Origin of the sequence: Streptomyces sp. Y2F8-2 (assembly GCF_014905555.1) — a bacterium.
Classification (GTDB): Bacteria; Actinomycetota; Actinomycetes; order Streptomycetales; family Streptomycetaceae; genus Streptomyces; species Streptomyces cynarae.
The window spans coordinates 219,199-238,549 of sequence record NZ_BNGS01000012.1; the positions used below are offsets into that span (position 1 = coordinate 219,199).

16 protein-coding genes are annotated in these 19,351 nt (G+C 72.2%); 7 read left to right on the forward strand and 9 right to left on the reverse strand.

Annotated elements, in window-relative coordinates:
* The first annotated feature begins 50 nt into the window (after positions 1 to 50).
* Complete coding sequence (locus SY2F82_RS33385; RefSeq protein ID WP_200422811.1) at positions 51 to 932, forward strand: universal stress protein; 882 nt, start codon at positions 51 to 53, stop codon at positions 930 to 932.
* Between the two features lie 4 nt (positions 933 to 936).
* Here SY2F82_RS33385 and ftsH read toward each other — a convergent pair whose 3' ends face one another.
* On the reverse strand, positions 937 to 3,042 hold the full coding sequence (ftsH, locus tag SY2F82_RS33390; protein ID WP_236041930.1) for an ATP-dependent zinc metalloprotease FtsH: 2,106 nt from the start codon (positions 3,040 to 3,042) through the stop codon (positions 937 to 939).
* 323 nt (positions 3,043 to 3,365) lie between these two features.
* On the opposite strand from ftsH, the gene SY2F82_RS33395 reads away from it, so the two are divergent.
* From SY2F82_RS33395 to SY2F82_RS33405, 3 genes are all read left to right on the forward strand, one after another.
* On the forward strand, positions 3,366 to 4,931 hold the full coding sequence (locus SY2F82_RS33395) for a cytochrome P450 (RefSeq protein ID WP_200422812.1): 1,566 nt from the start codon (positions 3,366 to 3,368) through the stop codon (positions 4,929 to 4,931).
* Positions 4,915 to 5,919: a (-)-alpha-amorphene synthase gene (locus tag SY2F82_RS33400; RefSeq protein WP_200422813.1), complete on the forward strand. Its 1,005-nt coding sequence runs from the start codon at positions 4,915 to 4,917 to the stop codon at positions 5,917 to 5,919. The genes SY2F82_RS33395 and SY2F82_RS33400 overlap by 17 nt, the downstream gene beginning before the upstream one ends.
* 237 nt (positions 5,920 to 6,156) lie before the next feature.
* Positions 6,157 to 9,075: an AAA family ATPase gene (locus SY2F82_RS33405; protein WP_200422814.1), complete on the forward strand. Its 2,919-nt coding sequence runs from the start codon at positions 6,157 to 6,159 to the stop codon at positions 9,073 to 9,075.
* Positions 9,076 to 9,085: 10 nt separating this feature from the next.
* Here the strand turns inward: SY2F82_RS33405 and SY2F82_RS33410 are convergent, their stop codons facing one another.
* Positions 9,086 to 9,502 (reverse strand): ATP-binding protein, encoded by a 417-nt coding sequence (locus SY2F82_RS33410; protein WP_200422815.1) that lies wholly within the window; start codon positions 9,500 to 9,502, stop codon positions 9,086 to 9,088.
* A gap of 146 nt (positions 9,503 to 9,648) precedes the next feature.
* Between SY2F82_RS33410 and SY2F82_RS33415 the strand changes: the two genes are divergently transcribed.
* Positions 9,649 to 10,416, forward strand: a complete 768-nt coding sequence (locus tag SY2F82_RS33415; protein ID WP_200422816.1) for an IclR family transcriptional regulator — start codon at positions 9,649 to 9,651, stop codon at positions 10,414 to 10,416.
* 41 nt (positions 10,417 to 10,457) lie between these two features.
* Positions 10,458 to 11,975 carry a glycerol kinase GlpK gene (gene glpK, locus SY2F82_RS33420; protein WP_200422817.1) on the forward strand — a complete coding sequence of 506 codons (1,518 nt, stop codon included), beginning with the start codon at positions 10,458 to 10,460 and terminating at the stop codon, positions 11,973 to 11,975.
* A 40-nt stretch (positions 11,976 to 12,015) separates the two neighbouring features.
* On the opposite strand, the gene SY2F82_RS33425 is transcribed toward glpK, so the two are convergent.
* Positions 12,016 to 13,746, reverse strand: coding sequence for a thiamine pyrophosphate-dependent enzyme (locus SY2F82_RS33425; RefSeq protein ID WP_200422818.1), 1,731 nt, complete (start codon positions 13,744 to 13,746; stop codon positions 12,016 to 12,018).
* A gap of 328 nt (positions 13,747 to 14,074) precedes the next feature.
* Here SY2F82_RS33425 and SY2F82_RS33430 point away from each other — a divergent pair, with 328 nt between their 5' ends.
* On the forward strand, positions 14,075 to 15,637 hold the full coding sequence (locus tag SY2F82_RS33430) for a cytochrome bc complex cytochrome b subunit (protein WP_200422889.1): 1,563 nt from the start codon (positions 14,075 to 14,077) through the stop codon (positions 15,635 to 15,637).
* A gap of 10 nt (positions 15,638 to 15,647) precedes the next feature.
* On the opposite strand, the gene SY2F82_RS39285 is transcribed toward SY2F82_RS33430, so the two are convergent.
* The 6 genes from SY2F82_RS39285 to SY2F82_RS33460 form a co-directional block, all read right to left on the reverse strand.
* A complete protein-coding gene (locus SY2F82_RS39285; RefSeq protein WP_236041932.1) occupies positions 15,648 to 16,139 on the reverse strand; it encodes a hypothetical protein in 492 nt (163 codons plus the stop codon).
* 3 nt (positions 16,140 to 16,142) lie between these two features.
* On the reverse strand, positions 16,143 to 16,505 hold the full coding sequence (locus SY2F82_RS33440) for a hypothetical protein (protein ID WP_200422819.1): 363 nt from the start codon (positions 16,503 to 16,505) through the stop codon (positions 16,143 to 16,145).
* On the reverse strand, positions 16,502 to 18,175 hold the full coding sequence (locus tag SY2F82_RS33445; protein WP_200422820.1) for a cbb3-type cytochrome c oxidase subunit I: 1,674 nt from the start codon (positions 18,173 to 18,175) through the stop codon (positions 16,502 to 16,504). The genes SY2F82_RS33440 and SY2F82_RS33445 overlap by 4 nt, the downstream gene beginning before the upstream one ends.
* Complete coding sequence (locus SY2F82_RS33450; RefSeq protein ID WP_200422821.1) at positions 18,172 to 18,831, reverse strand: cytochrome c oxidase subunit II; 660 nt, start codon at positions 18,829 to 18,831, stop codon at positions 18,172 to 18,174. The genes SY2F82_RS33445 and SY2F82_RS33450 overlap by 4 nt, the downstream gene beginning before the upstream one ends.
* 96 nt (positions 18,832 to 18,927) lie before the next feature.
* Positions 18,928 to 19,077: a hypothetical protein gene (locus SY2F82_RS33455; RefSeq protein WP_200422822.1), complete on the reverse strand. Its 150-nt coding sequence runs from the start codon at positions 19,075 to 19,077 to the stop codon at positions 18,928 to 18,930.
* A 65-nt stretch (positions 19,078 to 19,142) separates the two neighbouring features.
* On the reverse strand, positions 19,143 to 19,349 hold the full coding sequence (locus SY2F82_RS33460) for a hypothetical protein (RefSeq protein WP_200422823.1): 207 nt from the start codon (positions 19,347 to 19,349) through the stop codon (positions 19,143 to 19,145).
* Positions 19,350 to 19,351: the final 2 nt, after the last annotated feature.

The window sequence follows — 19,351 nt, forward strand, 5'->3', positions numbered from 1 at the left end:
GGCGCGAACGGGCGCCCGGACCCCGTCGGTTCTGGTTGCCGGAGACGACGATGGCCCGACCGGATGATCACCGGCCGATCGTGGCCGGTGTCGACCCCGATCCCGCCAAGCGGTGGGCGCTCGCCTGGGCGGCGGACGAGGCCGCCCTGCGCCGGGTGCCCCTGCGTCTGGTGCACGCGGAGACGCTGCCCACCGCCGGGATCAGGAGATGGGAGCCGCCGCCCTCGTGGGAGGCCTGCGCCCGGGCGCTGCGGGAGGCGGGGGAGCAGGTGCTCAAGGCGGCGGTGTCGTTCGTGGAGGCCCGGCAGCCGGGGATCGAGGTGTCCGGCCTGCCGGCCGAGGGCGATCCGGCGTGGGTCCTGCGGGAGCAGGGACACGACGCGGCGGCCGTCGTCCTCGGGTCGTGGCATCTGAGCCGGGTCCGTGACGTCTTCTCCGCCTCGGTCGTCCTGAACGTCATGGCGCACGCCCGCTGCCCCGTGGTCGTCGTGCCCGAACCGCAGGACACCGTCCATCAGGATGCGTACGTCGTCGTCGGCGTGGACGGCAGCGCGCGTTCCGCTGCCGCCGTCGACGTGGCCTTCCAGGAGGCCGCCCTGCGCGGGGCCGGGCTGCGCGCGCTCTACGTCTGGCAGCCGGGGCTGCTCGGGGTGCTGGACGAGCACGCGGCCCGTCAGGACTGCCGGCGGCTGCTGCACGAGACGGTGGCCGACCGCGGCGCCGCATACCCGGACGTCGCTCTGCATCAGGAGCTGGTCGGCGGTCATCCCGTGAAGGTGCTGACCGAGGCCTCCGCCCACGCGCTCGGTCTGGTGGTGGGCACCCGCGGGCACGGCGGCTTCACCGGCATGCTGCTCGGCTCGGTGAGCCAGGGCGTGCTGCACCACACGCACTGCCCCGTCATCGTCGTGCCGCACGACCTCCACGCATGAGCCGTCAGGAGCCTGCTCCGGTGCCTGTGCCTGTGCCTGTGCCTGTGCCTGTGCCGGTGGTGGCACCGGTCCCGGTCGTGCTGCCCTGATCTTCCCGCCCCGGAACCTCTCCGGGCACGCGGACCGGTGGCGTCGCGGCCCGCAGATCCTCGACCGCGCTCTCCGGAAGGCTTCCGTCCGCCTCCCGCCGCTGCTCACGCTCCTGCCTCAGGACGTCCAGGACGGCCGAGCCGTCGATGGTCTCGCGGGTGACGAGCAGGCCGGCGAGCCGGTCCAGGGCACGGCGGTGCTCCCGCAGCAGCCCCGTCGCCCGCTCCTCGGCCTCGCGCAGCAGGCGTGCGGCCTCCTGGTCGATGATCCGCTGGGTCTGTTCCGAGTACGGCTGCCGGATCGATTCCTCCGGGGTCTCACCCAGGTAGTGCGGGCTCGCGGCGGCGTAACCGACCGGGCCGAGCGCCGGGGACAGGCCGAAGTCCCGCACCATGCGGGTGGCGATCTGGGTGGCCCCGGCCAGGTCGTTGGCGGCGCCGCTGGAGCCCTCGCCGAAGACCACCAGCTCGGCCGACCGGCCGCCGAGCCGCACCGTGAGCAGATCCGTCAGATAAGCCTCGCTGTACAGATGGCGTTCGGCCTCCGGAAGCTGCTCGGTGACCCCCAGCGTCATGCCCGACGGCAGGACGGTGACCTTCGCGACGGGGTCGGCGTGCTCGCACAGCGCGGCGACCAGGGCATGCCCCGACTCGTGGACGGCGACCGAGTGGCGCTCCTCGGGCAGCAGGGCGTTGGACGCCTCGCGACGGCCCAGCAGGACCCGGTCGCGGGCGGCGTCCAGGTCGTGCGGCTCGATCAGCACGCGGTCGGCCCGTACGGCGTTGATGGCGGCCTCGTTGACCAGGTTGGCGAGGTCGGCGCCGGAGAAGCCGGGTGTGGCTCGGGCCACCGTGTCGAGGTCGACGTCGGACGACAGGATCTTGCCCCGGGCGTGGACGGTGAGGATCGCGGCGCGCTCGGCCTGGTTGGGCAGGGGGACGGTGACCTGCCGGTCGAACCTGCCCGGGCGCAACAGGGCCGGGTCCAGCGCCTCCGGCCGGTTGGTGGCGGCGAGCACGACGATGCCGGTGGACTGGTCGAAGCCGTCCATCTCGGCCAGCAGCTGGTTGAGGGTCTGCTCGCGTTCGTCGTTGCCGCCGATGTGGCCGCTGGCCGAGCGGCGCGCGCCCACGGCGTCCAGCTCGTCGATGAAGATGATCGACGGCGCGCGCTTGCGGGCCTCGTCGAACAGGTCCCGCACCCGGGAGGCGCCCACGCCGACGAACATCTCGACGAACGCGGACCCGGTCACCGACAGGAACGGCACGTCCGCCTCACCGGCGACGGCACGCGCGAAGAGCGTCTTGCCGGTGCCGGGGGGGCCCACCATGATCACGCCGCGGGGTCCCTTGGCGCCGGCCGCCGCATAGCGCATGGGGTTGCGCAGGAAGTCGACGACCTCGCTGATCTCCTGCTTGACCCCGTCGTATCCGGCCACGTCGTCGAACCGGGTGGTGGGCCGCTCCGCCTCGATGATCTTCGCCCGGGAGCGGCCGATGGCGCTGAGCCCACCGGTGACGGAGCGCGCGGCACGGCGCCCGAACCACCAGAAGGCGCCGACCAGGAGCAGCAGCGGGAGGAAGGCGACGAAGAACGACAGGAACGGGTTGCCACCGCTCTTGCTCTGCGAGGCGGTGATCTGCACGTGCTTCGCCTGGAGCTGCTGCTGCAGCGACCCGGTCCCCAGCGCGGTGGGCAGCTGGGTGGTGAACTTGGTGCCGTTCTTCAGGCTGCCGCTGACCGCCCCCTTGTCGTTGATGTCGACCGTCTTGACCTGCCCGGCACCGACCTTGGCGGTGAAGTCGCTGTACGTCAGGTGGGCCGGCGCGGTCCCCGACGGGGCGCGCACCAGCATGATGACGACCAGGAAGGCCACCCACAGCAGCGGAACGATCCACCACTGCCGACCCCCCGGCGTGGGCCGCTGGTTCCCGGGCGGCCTCGGCGCGTCCCGGGGCGGCCCGGACTTGGCCGGTGGCGTGAGATGCCGGTGCGGCATCCGCACTCGCGTGATCACCACCCACCGCCTCCTCCCACCAGTGCGATGTCACCCGGCGCCCGGCGGCGGGGCATTCCCGGGTCACTTCTCATGGTCTCTCGCCCAGCCCCGGAACGGCGCCCGGCCGGGGTAAGTCGGCGGCGAATCCGGAGAAGCAGGAATTGCCGGTCGGTGTAGTCGGCATCAACAGTGGCCGGTCCCATGCGCCTTCGTGCTCCTGTGCGCCCCCCGGGAAAAGCGCGCGGGAAGCGGGCGGCGGGTTGGACTGGGCAGGACAGAACTCATGCTCCACGTCCGAGGAACGTTCACCGATTTCCTGTGTCGACCGCGGAAGGTGGTATTCGATGAGCGGTTCCCTGCCCGAGACCCGGCGAGTGTGGACGGTGGCGACTGCGCCGGGCATATTCCCATTCGTCGGTCACGGTATCACCCTGTTCCGGAACCCACTGCCCTTTCTGAATTCCGTTTCCAGTTACGGGGATCTGGTCGAGATACGCCTCGGTCCCCAGCGCGCCTGGCTGGTGTGCCACCCGGAGCTGGTGCACCGGGTCCTCATGGACGCCCGTACCTTCGACAAGGGCGGTCCGCAGTACGACAGGCTGCGGCCGCTGATGGGCGACGGCCTGGTCACCTGCGCCCACGAGGACCACCGACGGCAGCGCAAGCTGATCCAGCCCGCCTTCCACGCGGCCCGCGTCGCCGACTACGCGTGGGTGATGGGTGAGGAGGCCGAGTCCGTCCTAGGCAAGTGGCGGCCCGGCGAGCAGGTCGACGTGAGCGGGGCGATGCTGGCCCTGACCACCCGGGTGACCAGCCGCTTCCTGCTTTCCGACGCCCTGGACGCCGCGACCGTCGCCGAGCTGCGGGACTGCCTCGCGGCCCTCGTCCGGGGCCTGTTCGTCCGTACGGTCGTGCCGCTCGCCCCCCTGTTCCGGATCCCCACGCCCGCCAACCGCCGCTACCGCCGTGCCTTCGACCGCCTGCACGCGATCGTCGACTCCGTCATCGACGAACGGCGGCGGGGCCGTCCCCGCGACGATCTGCTGGGCAGCCTGCTGAAGGCCGAGCGCGGCCGTGGGGGAGCGGCGGTCACCGGTCGGGAGATCCACGACCAGCTGATCACGCTCCTGCTCACCGGCGTCGAGAGCACGGCGATGTGCCTCGGCTCGCTGTTCGCCCTGCTGCCCCGCCATCCGGAGGCCGAGCGCCGGCTGCACGCGGAGGTCGACGAGGTGCTCGCCGAGGGGCGGCCGCCCGGCCCGGAGGACCTGACGCGCCTGGTGTACACCCGCGGCGTGGTGACGGAGACGCTGCGGGTGTATCCGCCGGGCTGGCTCTTCACCCGGACCACCACCAAGGAGACCGACCTCGCAGGCGTCCGGCTCCCCAGGGGGACGACCGTGCTGTACAGCCCCTACGTCCTGCACCATGATCCCGCGTCGTTCCCCGACCCCGACCGGTTCCTGCCCGAGCGCTGGCTGCCCGGGCGGTCCGCGGCCGTACGCAACGGCGCCCTGTTGCCCTTCGCCGCCGGCAGCCGCAAATGCGTCGGGGACACCTTCGCCATGGCGGAGGCCACCCTGGCAGTGGCGACGGTCGCCCGCCGCTGGCGTCTGCGGCCGCTGCCCGGGCACGTCGAGCAGCCGCGCCCCGCCGCGACCCTCGGACCGAGGGCGCTGGAGATGATCTGCGAATCCCGGTCGCAGACGCCGTCGGGGAAACCGCCGGCGCAAGCGTCCGACACCCCGGACAAAGACGGTGCGCAGCCCTTTGAGCCTCCGGCAGAGGTCGGACGCATTCCGCCCGGCACCGCCACGCGATCCCCCCAGGAATTCCCCGCAAACGGAACGGCGACATCCTCGCCGCGGAACCGCCGAAGGGAAGGTGACGAACATGTCGGTGGAGCATGAGGACATCACAGCCCGACCGCATGCCGGAAATCCGTCGGGAAACCTCAAGGAACTGATCGAGTCCGAGCTCTACATGCCGTTTCCCCCACTGCGCAATCCGCACGAATCCGAGGCCGCGGCCGGCGTCGAGGAATGGTTGCGGAGCTGGGGACTGACCGACGACCCCGCAGTCGCGGCGATGATCGCCCGGACCCGTCCCGCGGAACTGGCCTCCCACAACAGCCCGACCATGGACGCCGGCATCCTACGGATCGTGGCGAACCAGATCGCCTACCAGTTCGTCTTCGACGACCAGGCGGAAGAGCTCGGCCGGCGCCGGCCGAGCAGGCTGCTGCCCATGCTGTGCGAGAGCATCGGCATCCTGCGCGACGGCCGGCCGCCGACCACGCCTCTCGGGGCCGCCCTGGCCGACCTGCACCGGCAGGTCGAAGAGCGCTGCACCCCGGACCAGGCGGCCCGCTGGGCATGGCACGGCCGCGAGTACGTGCACGGCCTGCTGTACGAGGCGGTGGCCCAGACCGACCCTCCCCGTGTACGGATCGGTCTGTGCGGCTCGATACGGTCCCTCACCGCGGGCGTCGAACCCTTCTACCCGCTGTGCGAGGCCGCACAGCCCCACCAACTGTCCCCCGACGAGCTCTGGCACCCGGCCATGCGCCGACTGCGCAGACTGTCGGCCGACGCCGCGGTGTGGATACCCGACCTGTTCTCCGCCATGAAGGAGCAGCGGGAGGGCGGCGTGATCAACCTGGCCCTGGCCTACGCCAGGGAGCACCACTGCACCCTGCCGCAGGCCGTCCGGCTCGCCATCGGAAGGATCAATCGCACCATCAGGGAGTTCCAGCGGCTCTCCGAGCAGATCAGGCCCCGGTCGAGTCCCGCCGCCCTCGGCTATGTGGACGGCATGGCCGGCTGGATCCGCGGCTGCTACTACTGGTCCCGCGACGTGCCGCGCTACGCGGACACCGCGACCGTCCCCGTGGGCTGACGTACGACGGGCAAGCGCCGCCCCGCGTGACGGCGGCGCCTCGACGGGCACCGCCCACTGGGCTCCCGCAAGGAGCCCAGTTCGCGGCAATACCCGAGGTGAGGACGGGCAAACCGCCGTCGTTCATGATTCATTCTTTCCATACGCCGTACCCCTCGAAAGCCCTCTGACCGCGCCCACCAGGGCGTACGCTCAGCGCTGTCTTCCGACAGCTGACGGCAGGAAGCGGCGGGGCACATGGCACACGGACCACGGCAACCGATCACCGGCCACCGGCACTTGCTCGAGCGGAACCGGGAACTGAAGGCGATCGACTCCGAGTTGGCGGATCTGTGCGACGCGGCCGACGGCGCCCCGCCCGCCCGGCGGTGCGGACTGCTCGCCTTCACCGGATCGGCCGGCATGGGCAAGACCACCCTCCTCGCGGAAGTCCGCTCCCGCGCCGTGACCCACGGATGCACCGTGCTCTCCGGCAAGGGCGGCGAGAACGAACAGGGCCTGGCGTTCCGCGTGGTCCGGCAACTCCTGCAGCCCGTCCTCGCGACGATGGACGACACGAACCGCCGGGAACTGCTGGGCAGTTGGTACGACGTTGTCGCCGCCGCCCTCGGTCTGGAGGCGGAGTGCGCCGCGCCGGTGCCGGACCCGACCGTGGTCCGTGACGGCCTGGACTGGGTCATGACCCGCCTGACGGTGCTCAAGGCGCCCGTCGTCCTGCTCCTGGACGACATGCACTGGGCCGACGACGAGTCGCTGAGCTGGCTCGTCTCCTTCGCGCCGCGGGCCCACGACCTGCCGTTGCTCATCGTCGTCGCCTACCGGCCGGAGGAACTGCCCTCCGGAGCGACCGCGTTCGGCTCCCTCACCGGACGCCACGGGGGACGTCCCTACACCCTGGCGCCGCTCACCGGTGACGGCGTCGCGCGAATCCTGCGGGACGAACTGGGACAGGAAGCCGAGGACGCGTTCCGCGACGAATGCCGGCAGATCACCGGTGGCAGCCCGTTCGAGACCGTCGAGCTCGCGATCCGGCTCGGCCGGCGCCAGGTGAAGGGCACCCGTCAGGAGCTTCCCGTGATGCGGGAGCTGGCCTCCGCGGTCAAGGGTCCCGGACTGCTCGCACGCCTGCGGCAACTCGGTACGCCCACCGTCCGCTTCGCCTGGGCCGCGGCCGTGCTCGGCAGCTCCATCTCGCGGGACCTCGCGGCCGCGATCGCGGTGGTCGGCACCGAGCAGGCCGCCGAGGCGGTCGAGACGCTGCGCTCCGCCCGCATCCTGGCCGAGGGCGAGGGCCCCGAGGGTGAGGGCCCCGAGGGCGCCCTGGAGTTCGTTCACCCGCTGATCGCCACCACCGTCTACCGGGCGATCCCGCCGGGCGTGCGGGTCGGGCTGCACAACGCGGCCGCGGAGGCCGTCCGCACGGCCGGACTCGGCGCCGTCGCGGCCGCCCGGCATCTGCTGGAGGTCCCCTGCGAGGGCAACGCCGACGCGGTCGAGTGCCTGCGCGAGGCCGCCCGTGAGCACCTGCGCGCCGGGGCCCCCGAGGCCGCCCGGCGCCTCCTGACCCGGGCGCTGCGCGAACCGCCCGCCGAGGAGGAGCGTGCGGCGCTGCTCCACGAACTCGCCGGTGCGACGTTCCTGATCGACCCGGTGGCGACCGTCGGCCATCTGCGTGCGGCGCTCGCCGAGCCCGTGATCGACGACGAGCTGCGCGCCCGTATCGTCTACCGGCTGACACAGGCGCTCGCGCACACCGACCAGGTCGCTCAGGCCGCGGCCGTGGCCGCCGAAGAGGCGCGCCGGGCCACGCACTCGCGCACCCGCCTGAGGATGCGGGCCGACCACTTCCAGTGGAGTTCCTGCCGCACCGACGAACCCGATCCACGGGCCCGCTCCCGCCGACTGGCCCGGCTGGCGGCCCGGCTGCCCGGCCGGAGCCTGGAGGAACGCTGCATCCTCGGGCTGAGGGCCTGGGACGCCCTCCTGTGCGGCGAGCCGCGCAGCACGGTCCTGGAGTACGCCGAGAAGGCCCTGCGTGGCGGACTGAGCTGGACCGAGGAGGACCGCGGCTTCGAGGTGCCCGTATCGGTCGCGCTCACGTACATGTACTGCGACCAGCCAGGACGGGCGGAGGAGCTGTTCACCCGGGGCATCGCCGAGTGCGAGGCGAAGGGCTGGCGCGGCTCCCACCTGGCGCTCGGCCAGACCCTCCTCGGCTACATCCGCTACCGCCGCGGCTGCCTCGCCGAGGCGGAGGACCTGGTACGGGAAGGGCTGCACATCGCCGAAAGGGTGCGGGAGGCGCTTCCGGCGCAGTGGTTCGCGATCGGCATCCTCATCCAGATCCTGCTGGCCCGGGGACGCACCGCCGAGGCGCGCCAGGTCGCCGACGCCCACCGCTACGGCGAGACCGTCCCGCACGCCGTCGTCTACCCCGACCCGCGCACGGTGTACGCCGAACTGCTCCTGGCGGAGGGACGCGACGAGGAGGCGGAGAGACTGCTGTCCGCTGTCGGTGAATGGCTGGAGTCCCGGGCCTGGCGCAATCCGGCCTGGTGCCCCTGGCAGCTCGACCTGGCGTCCGCTCTCGCCACCAGGTCCCCGCAGCGCGCGGCCCGCCTGGCCGAGGAGGCCGTCAAGCGGGCCCGGGACTTCGGCGCGGCATCCGTGATCGGCCAGGCCCTGCACCTCGAGGCCGAGGTGACCGCCGGCGCCGCCGCGCTCGACACCCACGCGGAGGCCGTGGCCCAGCTGGAGCGCTCGCCGGCGTCGTACGAGCTGGCCCGGGCCCTGGTCGGGCACGGCGCCGCGCTGCTGCGGGGCGCGAGGGTGCAGGAGGCCGCCGACCGGCTCTACCGGGGCCTGGAGGTCGCCGTCCACTGCGGCGCGGAGGGCGTCGCCACCCGGGCCAGGGCGGAGCTGTCCGCGGCGGGACTGCCGTCGCTGCCCCTGCGCTACGCCCAGTCGGACACCCTCACCGCTCAGGAACGCACCGCCGCCGAACTGACCGCCCAGGGCCACCCGGCGTCGGTCGTGGCCAAGGAGCTGCACCTGACCGAGCAGGGCGTGAGGCAGTTGCTGTCCTCCGTCTACCGCAAGATCGGCACCGACGCCGCGGGCCTCGCCCGGGCCCTGACGACGTTTCCCCGGCCGTGACCGCCCGCCCTCACCCCACGAGCACGTCCGCCCAGCGGCTGGTCCCGCCCGGGTGGGTGTGCACACCGCACCGGGCCGACAACGTGGTGACGATGTCGATGCCCCGGCCGTGCTCGTCCGGGTCGACCTCGCAGGACGTACGCGCGGGTCCCGTGTCGGTCACGTCGACCCGTACGGCACCGTGTCCGTCCACCAGGGTCCGCGACACTCTGAGCGTGGCCGGGGGCAGGGCGTGCACGAGCGCGTTGGTGAGCAGCTCCGAGGTCACGAGGAGCACGTCGTCAGCGGCGTCCGTGGGCACGTTCCAGCGGGTGAGGAGCGCCTGCACGCGCCGGCGTACCGCTGAGACGGCCCTGGGCGCGTACGGCAGCGGAAAAACGTGTTCCACCTCCGCGCACGGCGCGGCGTTGAGCTGCGCTGTGATCATGGGCCTTCCTCCTCCGGGCAGCGCCCTCGGCCGGGAGCCGGGCGTGATGGAACGCTAAGGACGGAAATAATGCGGGTCAATGAACTGCGGTCGGCATTACCGAACACGAGTCCTTAATCGGGACGAATCGGGACTATGATCGCTTCATGGCAGGCCCGGTCCAGTCCATAGAGAGGGCGGCGGCGATCTTGCGCCTGCTCGCCGCCGGCCCCCGTCGGCTCGGACTCGGCGAGGTGGCGTCCGCGCTGGGCCTGGCCAAGGGCACCGCCCACGGCATCCTGCGCACCCTCCAGCACGTCGACTTCGTGGAGCAGGACGCGGCGACGGGAAAGTACCAGCTCGGTGCGGCCCTGCTGCACCTCGGCACGAGCTACCTCGATGTGAACGAGCTGCGGTCACGCGCCATCAACTGGGCAGACGCCCTGGCCGCCCGCAGCGGGGAGGCGGTCCGACTGGGCACCCCCCTGGAGGGCAAGGTGCTCGTGGTCCACCACGTCTTCCGGCCGGACGACACCCTCCAGACCCTGGACGTGGGCGCCCTTCTGCCGCTGCACGCCTCCTCGCTCGGCAAGGTCCTGCTGGCCTTCGGGGCAGCGCCCGTGGAACCCCTGCTGGAGACCGGACTGGAGGCGTACACCCGGCACACCCTGGTCCTCCCGGAGGACCTCATCCGGGTACTCGGCGAGATCCGGGAGCTCGGCTGGGGCGCCGAGGTGCAGGAGATGAGCGTCGGCGAGGGCGGGATCGCCGCGCCGATCCGGGGGCACGGCGGTCTGGTGGTGGGCGCGATCGGCCTGTCCGGCCCCGTGGAGCGGATCTGTGACACCAAAGGCCGGCCCCTGCCGGCCCTGATCACCTTGCTCCGGGAGGCCGCGCGGGCGATCTCCAGAGACCTGGGCGCGGCCCGCTGGTAGGTCCGGGCACCCCGGCGACGCATGGGAAGGCAGGCCCGATCATGGTTGAACGGTATGTGGTGTCCATCGACCAGGGCACCACCTCCACGCGGTGCATCCTGTTCGACCACCGCGGGCGGCTGGTGTCGGTCGCCCAGAGGGAGCACCAGCAGTACTTCCCCCGGCCCGGCTGGGTGGAGCACGACGCCGTGGAGATCTGGCGCAACCTGCAGCGCGTGGTGCCCGAGGCGCTGGCCAACGCCGGTATCGACCCCGGACAGGTCGCCGCCATCGGGATCGCCAACCAGCGCGAGACGACCGTCCTGTGGGATCCGCGCACCGGGGCCCCGCTGGGACGGGCGATCGTCTGGCAGGACACCCGTACCGGCCCCATGGTCGAGGACCTCATGGACCGGCCGGGGGAGGAGTTCTTCCTCGACCGCTGCGGCCTTCCCCCCTCCACCTACTTCTCCGCGCCCCGGATCCGCTGGCTGTTCGACAACGTCGAGGGCCTCGAGCAGCGGGCCCAGGCCGGCGAGGTGCTGTTCGGCACCATCGAGAGCTGGCTGATCTGGAACCTCACCGGCGGCGCCGAGGGCGGTCTGCACATCACCGACGTCACCAACGCCAGCCGCACCATGCTGATCAACATCCGGACGCTGACCTGGGACCAGGAACTGATGGAGTTCTTCGGGGTGCCCCGCCCGATGCTGCCGGAGATCCGCTCCTCCGCCGAGATCTACGCCGAGGCCCGCTCGGTGCTCCCGGGCGTGCGCATCACGGCCGCCCTCGGCGACCAGCAGGCGGCACTGTTCGGGCAGACCTGCTTCTCGCCCGGCGAGGCGAAGTGCACCTACGGCACCGGCAGCTTCCTGCTGATGAACACCGGAACCGACCTCGTGCGGTCCCGGCACGGGCTGCTCACCACCGTCGCGTACCGGATCGCCCCCCATCCCACGGTCTACGCCCTGGAGGGCCCCATCGCCGTCACCGGCTCCCTGGTCCAGTGGTTCCGCGACCGTCTCGGCCTGATCAACAGCGCACCCGAGATCGAGACCCTGGCCCGCAGCGTCGAGGACAACGGCGGCTGCTACATCGTCCCCGCGTTCTCCGGCCTGTTCGCCCCGCACTGGCGCAGCGACGCACGCGGCGTCATCGTCGGCCTCACCTCCTACATCACCAAGGGCCACCTGGCCCGGGCCGTCCTGGAGGCCACCGGCTGGCAGACGCGGGAGGTCGTCGACGCGATCAACGCGGACTCCGGGCTCGCCCTGAAGCAGCTCAAGGTGGACGGCGGCATGACCTCCGACAACCTGCTCATGCAGTTCCTGGCCGATGTGCTCGACGTCCCCGTGGTACGGCCGATGGTCGCCGAGACGGTCTCCCTCGGCGCCGCCTACGCCGCCGGGCTGGCCTCCGGCTACTGGCCCGATCTGGAGGTGCTGCGCCGCAACTGGCACCGGGCCGCCCAGTGGCTGCCCGACATGGACCCCGAGCGGCGGGAGTGGGAGTACGAGAACTGGCAGCGGGCCGTCGAGCGGTCCCTGGGCTGGGTCCGGCCGCCGAAACACTCCTCGTGACGGGGGCGAGGGAGCCAACCGCGGCAGCAGAGCCGCCCGCTCAGGTCCGTCGTCCTCGCAGGAGCGCGCGGATCCGTCGGCGCGCGCCCTGTTCAGCGAAGCCGGCGGGGCGCGGCGGCTCGGTCTCCGCGTCGACCACGAACTCCACGACCACGGGCCGCCGCGCGGCGAGAGCGGCGTCCCAGGCGGCGCCGATGTCCTTCGGGCGGTAGCAGTGGACGCCCTCCAGGCCCAGCAGGCGGGCGTAGGCGGCGTAGGGCACGTCCGGGACCGAGGAGGTGCCGCTCAGCCGGGGATTGCCGGTCTGCGCCCGCCGGTCCCAGGTCGCCTGGTTGAGGTCCCGGTTGTTGAACACGCAGAAGACCAGCGGGGGGCCGCCGGACAGCCGCTCCAGATGGTCCTTGACCGTGATCATCTCGGCCATTCCGCTCATCTGGAAGGCGCCGTCGCCCACAAAGGCGATGACCGGCCGGTCCGGATGCGCGAAGCGGGCCGCCAGGGCGTACGGGACGGCGGTGCCCATGGCCGCGTGGTGCCCCGAGAGCGCGGCGCGCATGCCGGCGCGCAGGCGGAGATGGCGCGCCCACCACACGGTGCTGGAGCCCGCGTCGGCCGTGAGCAGCGCCCGGTCGGGGAGCCGGTCGGACAGCTCGGTGGCGACGGCGGCCGGGTTGATGAGGTGCCCGAAGTGCTGCCGGGCCTCGGCGCGCCGGTTCCTGTGCCAGGTCCGCACGCTCTTCTCGACGCTTCGGCGCCAGGCGCGGTTCTTCTTGTGGTGCAGCAGGGGCAGCAGCGCCTCCAGGGTCGCCTTCGGATCGCCGACCAGACGCACGTCCCCCGGTCGGCACGGAGCCGTCACGCCCGCCTCCGGGTTGATCTCGACGCTCCGCACCGCCCACCGGCCCGGCGGCAGCCAGGCCTCGCGGGGCCCCGCCCCGACCAGCAGCAGGGTGTCGCAGGCACGCACCAGCCTCTCGCTGGCCGGACTGGCGACCCGGCCCGCCGGACCGGTCACGTACCCCAGGTCGTCGGGGAGAACGTCCAGCGCCAGCAGTGCCTTCGCCACCCCGGCACCGAGCAACTCGGCCGCCCGCTCGACCTCCGCCCCCGCCCGCGCCGCGCCCCGCCCGATGACCATGGCCACCTTCCGGCCCTCGGCGAGGATGCCGGCCGCACGGCGGAGCTCCCCCTCCTCCGGCATCAGGAGCGGCCGGCCCCCTCCGAGCGCGAGGACGTCCGGCGGAACCGCGCCCTCGGCCGATGGCGGGGCCTGCTGGTCCAGGACGTCGGCCGGCAGGATCACCACGGCGACACCGCGCCGGGCCGACGCCGTCCGGAAGGCCCGGTCCAGGACGGGCCCCGCCTGGTCCGGGGAGATGACCACCTCGCAGGACTCCGACACGTCCGCGCACAACCGGTCCAGGTGCACCGCCTGCGGCCGGCGTGCCCCCGGGCCGGTCCGCGGCGTGTCGCCGAGCAGGGCCACCACCGGCTGCCGGTCCAGCTGGGCGTCGTACAGGCCGTTGAGGATCTGCACGGCCCCTGGCCCGGACGGGGCGAGGCAGCAGCCGACCGTGTCCGTGAACCGCGCGTGCCCGCAGGCCATGAAGGAGGCGGCCTCGCCGTGCCGTGCCTGGACGAACTCCGGCTCCCGGCCCGCCCGGCGGAAGGCCTCCAGCAGCGGGTCGGCCCCCTGCCCCGGATAGCCGTACACCCGGACGACGCCCCAGGCGCGCAGGCGCTCCCGTACGACTTCCGAAACCACGGCCATGAGTCCTCCCGGCACACGTGCTGTGACGAGACCTGCCCCGGGCCCGGCCGTCACCGACCGCCGCCGGGGCGAATGGGTCCCGCCGGACCGCTTTTTCCACCCATTGGCGCAGGTCCCCGCCAGGCGTGCCCGGCCGCCGGCGGAGGCCGGACGCGGGCACCCGTCCGGCGCAGCAGGCGTTTCGCCCGCGCCCCGAGAGGACACGGCTGTGTCGATCGAAAGCGGACGGCTGCCCCGGGAGGACGAGCGCGTGCCGGCGTCAGAGGATGAGCGGTCCAGTGCGGCGGAGCACCGCGGCGAGCGCCTGGTGTCGGTGCTCGACCGGCGCATGCCGCTGCGGACGCCGGCACAGGAGTACCTGCGCAAAGCCTTTCCCGACCACTGGTCTTTCCTGCTCGGTGAGATCGCCCTCTACAGCCTGCTCGTTCTGATCGTGACGGGTGTCTACCTCACGTTCTACTTCCACCCGGACATGACCGAGACCCCGTACACCGGCTCCTACGCCCCGCTGCGGGGCACCCGGGCCTCCCAGGCGTACATCTCGGCGCTGAACATCAGTTTCGACGTCCGGGGCGGGCTGCTCATCCGGCAGATCCACCACTGGGGAGCGGACGTCTTCGTCGCCGCCATCGGCTGCCATCTGCTGCGGATCTTCTTCACCGGAGCCTTCCGCCGCCCCCGCGAGGTCAACTGGATGATCGGGGTGACGCTGTTCCTGCTGGCCCTGTTCGAGGGGTTCTGCGGCTACTCGCTCCCCGACGACCTGCTCTCCGGCACGGGGCTGCGCACCTCACAGGGGATCGTGCTGTCGATCCCCGTCATCGGCACCTATCTGAGCTTCTTCATCTTCGACGGCCAGTACCCGGGACACGCCGTCATCCCCCGGCTGTACATCGCGCACGTCCTGCTGGTCCCCGGCCTGCTGCTGCTCCTGGTCCGGGTGCACCTCGGGCTCGTGGTGCAACTCAAGCACACCCAGTGGGCCGAGCCCGGACGCACCAACCGCAACGCGGTCGGCAAGCCGCTGTTTCCCCAGTACGCCGCCAAGTCGACGGGGCTGTTCTTCGCCGTCGCCGGTGCCCTCACCCTGGTGGCGGCCCTGTTCCAGATCAACCCCGTCTGGGACTTCGGGCCCTACCGCGCCGACCAGGTGTCGCTGGACTCGCAGCCCGACTGGTACGTCGGCTACCTGGAGGGCGCCCAGCGCCTGATGCCAGCCTGGGAGATGAACGTCGCCGGCCACACGATCGCCTGGGACGTGTTCCTGCCCGGGGTGGTGCTGCCCGCCGTGCTGTTCGGGGTCCTCTACTGCTATCCACTGTTCGAGCGCTGGCTGACGGGACCGTCCCACGAGCACCACCTGTGCGACCGGCCCCGCAACCAGCCCACGCGCACGGCGCTCGGCGTGGTGGGCGTGACCGTCTACGCGGTGCTGCTGATGGCCGGGGGCCAGGACGTGCTCGGTTACGTCTTCCACGTTCCGGTCGAGTACCTGACGTACGCCTTCCGCACTCTGATCTTCGTCGGGCCCCTCTTCGCCTACTGGGCGACGCGGCGTCTGTGCCTGGGGCTGCAGGAGGCGGACCGGCGCAGGCTGCGGGAGGGAGGGGGCACCGGGGACGTACGGCGGACGGCGGCGGGCGGCTACCGCGAGGGCCGGACACCGCTCCCGGCCGAGGAGGCCTACCGGATCCTGGTGCGCGACACCCCCCGCCCCAGGGCGCACGGCACGGAGGCATGGCGGCTCTTCCGCCGGCACCGGGTGCGCAACCGGCTCAGCGCCTGGTACTTCGGCGACCGCGTCGAACTGCCCGCCGGGGACTGGCAGATGCGGGCGGTACGGGCCGTGACCGCCGACCCGGAGGAGGCCGAGAAGGCCCACAGCGGCTAGCCCGCCGGGGTCAGCCGGTGCGTCGCAGTTCCCGGGCCTCCTCGGCGTGGATCCACCGCCAGGTCACCGTCAGCGCCGCGAGACCGACCGGCAGCATGGACACCACCATGCAGAGCCCCGCCGCGTCCTCGCCCGCGGCGATCAGCCCCACGGCGGGCAGGTCGAGCAACGGCATGGACAGGTAGAGGTAAAGGCATCTGCCGGGGTCCGTCAGACGGTGCCGGGTGCCCACGACCGGCAGCCAGAACCACACCGCCGCCACCACCACGGCCGCCTCCCACCAGGCCATGGGTCCCGGCGGCCGGGCAGCCCCGGAGTGCGCGAGCGTCACCGCGGCGTGCAGCACGAGGAAGAACGGCAGCGCGGCCCCCGCGGGCAGCGACAGGCGCCGCCACACCGGGTGCCGCCGGGTGGCCCGGACCACGCCCGGGACCAGCGCGGAGACCGACAGCCCGGTCACCGCCATGCTCCAGGCGGGGCCGGCCATCGCGTGCCCGGTCACGCCTCATCCCTCGCCCGGGGTCGAGGCGCCCCGTACGGCCAGGGCGGCGGCCACCCCCAGCAGCGGGACGGCCACGACCAGCAGCCACAGGCCGTACACGGCGGAGAGCACGCCCAGGGTGATCCCCGCCGCCGCGGGCAGGACCGCCACCGCGCCGCCCCGGGGCAGCCGGTAGCGGGTGTGCTGCTCGGGCCCGGCCTCCGAGGACCCGAGCACGAGCAGTGCGGCCAGTTCGAGCAGCGCCACCACCGAGCCCCACAGCCAGTAGACGAGGCCCGTCTCCCCGTAGACGGCGAGGACCGCGAGCAGCACGCCGTTGAGCAGCCCCCACCCCGCCACCAGGAGCGGTGCCGCATGCCGTTTCACCCCTGGCCCCCGGACAGCGCGGCCGGGCCGCCCGACCGCGTCCGCCCCTCCCGCAGCGTCAGCAGCGGGGCGTGGCCGTGCACCGGCGGCACCGGATGCTCCGGCGTGAAGTTCGTGGCCGGCGGGGGCGAGGACGTGGCCCACTCCAGGGTGTTGGAACCCCACGGGTCGGGCGACGCGGGCACATGGCGGCCCAGCGAGCGCTTGCGCAGCGTCCACAGCACATTGACGACGAACACGACCATGCCTGCCGCCAGCACGGCCGCTCCGCAGCTGGCCAGCAGGTTGAGCAGGCTGAATCCGTCGAAGGGGGCGTAGCTGACGACGCGGCGCGGCATGCCCTCGTAACCGAGGGCGAACATCGGCAGGAAGGTCAGGTTGGTGCCGATCACCAGCAGCACGAAGTGCAGACGGCCCAGGCGCTCGCCCAGCTCCACACCGGTGGCCTTCGGGAACCAGAAGTAGACGGCCGCGAACAGCCCGAAGGCGCTGCCGGCGAACAGCACGTAGTGCAGATGGGCCACCACGAAGTAGCTGTCCGTCAGGTGGTAGTCGAGGACCGGGGTGCCGACCATGATCCCGGTCAGGCCCCCGATCAGGAACTGCGGCAGGAAGGCCAGGGCGAAGAGCATCGGGGTCCGGAAGACCAGCCGGCCGCCGAGCACCGTGCCGATCATGGCGAAGTACTCCACGCCCGCCGGGACCAGCAGGCTGATCGACGTCAGGGAGTAGTAGTCGTTCGGCACCTGTCCGGTCGCGAACATGTGGTGGGCCCACACACTCATCGACAGGGCGGCGAACACCAGGAGGGACAGGACGGTGCCCTTGTAGCCGAAGAAGGCCCGCCCGGAGAAGACGGCGAGCACCTCGGCGACCGCCCCGAGATACGGGAAGAACATCACGTACACGACCGGGTGGCCGTAGAACCAGAACAGGTGCTGGTAGCCGATGTTCCACGCGTTCGCGTGGAAGACGGACGGGTCGGCGCGGCCCGCGGCGAGCAGGGCCATCGCGGCCAGGAGCGAGGGGAAGGAGCCGATGACCATCAGGCAGCTGGCGACCATGGACCAGGTGAAGATCGGCATCCGCAGCATGGTCATCCCCTGGGTCCGCTTGCGCAGCGCCGTCCAGAGCACGGTCCAGCCCATGAGGATCATGCCCGTGGTGGAGAGCACCACGCCGACGATCCACAGGTCGGGCCCCACGCCGGGGGAGAAGTCGCTGTCCGCCAGCGGCGGATACGAAAACCAGCCCGAACTGGCGCTGCCGTTGGCGGCGGCGAGACTGACCAGCACCAGAACGGCCCCGCACACGTAGAGCCAGTAGCCGAGCAGCGTGGTGCGGGGCGCGGCGATGGCCGGGGCACCGATCTGCAGCGGGACCAGATAGACGCCGATCCCGAGGGCGAACGGCGTGATGACCAGGTAGATCATCCCCGAGCCGTGCAGGGTGAACAGCTGGTTGTAGGTGTGCGGGAGAACCAGGTCCAGCTCCGGCTGGGCGAGCTGACCGCGCATGATCAGCGCGAAGACGCCCATGACCAGCAGCAGCACCAGCGAGGTGGCGACGGTCAGCAGGCCGATCCGCTTGTGGTCGGTACTGGTCGCCCAGCCGAGCCAGTTCCCCGCCGGCACCTCCTTGGACCCGCTCGGCGCCTGAGCGGTCGTCATGCGGGCGTACCCCCCGCCGGCGCCCCCGCGTGCTGTGCCAGCCACTTGTCGTACGCCGTGGGCGAGACGGCCCTCAGCCAGAAGTCCATCGTGTGGTGGCGGTCCCCGCAGAACTCCCCGCACCGGCCGATCCAGCGGCCCTCGCGGTCCACGGTGAGGGTGACGGTGTTCACGTGGTGCGGGAAGATGTCCCGCTTGTAGCGGAGATCGGGCACCCACAGCGAGTGGATGACGTCCGGTGAGGCCATCTTGAACCTGATCGGCCGTCCCGTCGGCACCACGAGAGTCGGCCGCCTTCCCGCCCGGCAGTCGGCACGCACCGCGAGCGGCTTCCTGGCCTGCGGGTAGTCGAACCGCCAGCACCACTGGAACGCCGTGACGGTCACCTCGACCGGATCGCCGTGCGCCGCCGCGTGGTGCTCGTCGTGATTCTGCCGGGCCGTGTAGACGACCAGGAAGGCCGCCACGGCGACCAGCACGGCGACGTAGAAGGCTTCGGGACGGGTGTGTTCGAGCCGGCGCGACGGGCGGCGCCGGGCCCCCGCCCGGCGTCGTACCACGGCGAGGCACACCAGCATCGCGACGACGGCGAACACGAACGCGGCGAGGGCGGACTCGAGGGCGAACACCGTCCCGAAGAACTGCCGCGTGGTCATGGGGCTCCTGTTGTGCCGCGCCGGACGCGTGAACAGGAACGGACATTACGGGCGAACGGCATTTCCCGGCCAGGTGACACACCGCACGCCCATGGTTCAGCGGGGGCGCCGGGAGCCGTGCCGCAACGCGACCATCCGCCAGATCCTGACCTCACGCATGATTCCGGGCATCTCCCTCACCAGCAGGGTCAGCGCCAAGCCGCCCACGATCAGCGCCTCCGCCATCAGCACTCGTCTGGCCGTCATCTTCCGTACTCCTCGCTCGTCGTAAGTGCGGCCGCGCCCCGGCGGGCGCGGCCGTGACCGGTACCTCACCCCGGGGAGAGACTCGGCATCATCTTCATGATCGCGTTGTGCTTCTTCCAGTGGATCCCGGTCGAGCGCCGCGCGTCCGCGGTGCCGTCCTTGTGGTGTCCGGGCTGCCGGTGGTAGGGGCCCTTGTTCCCCTGGTGCAGCCCGGTGACGTGCCGGGGCGTATCGGTTTTGACCTGCGGTCTGCCTACTCGGATCCTGCCCATCG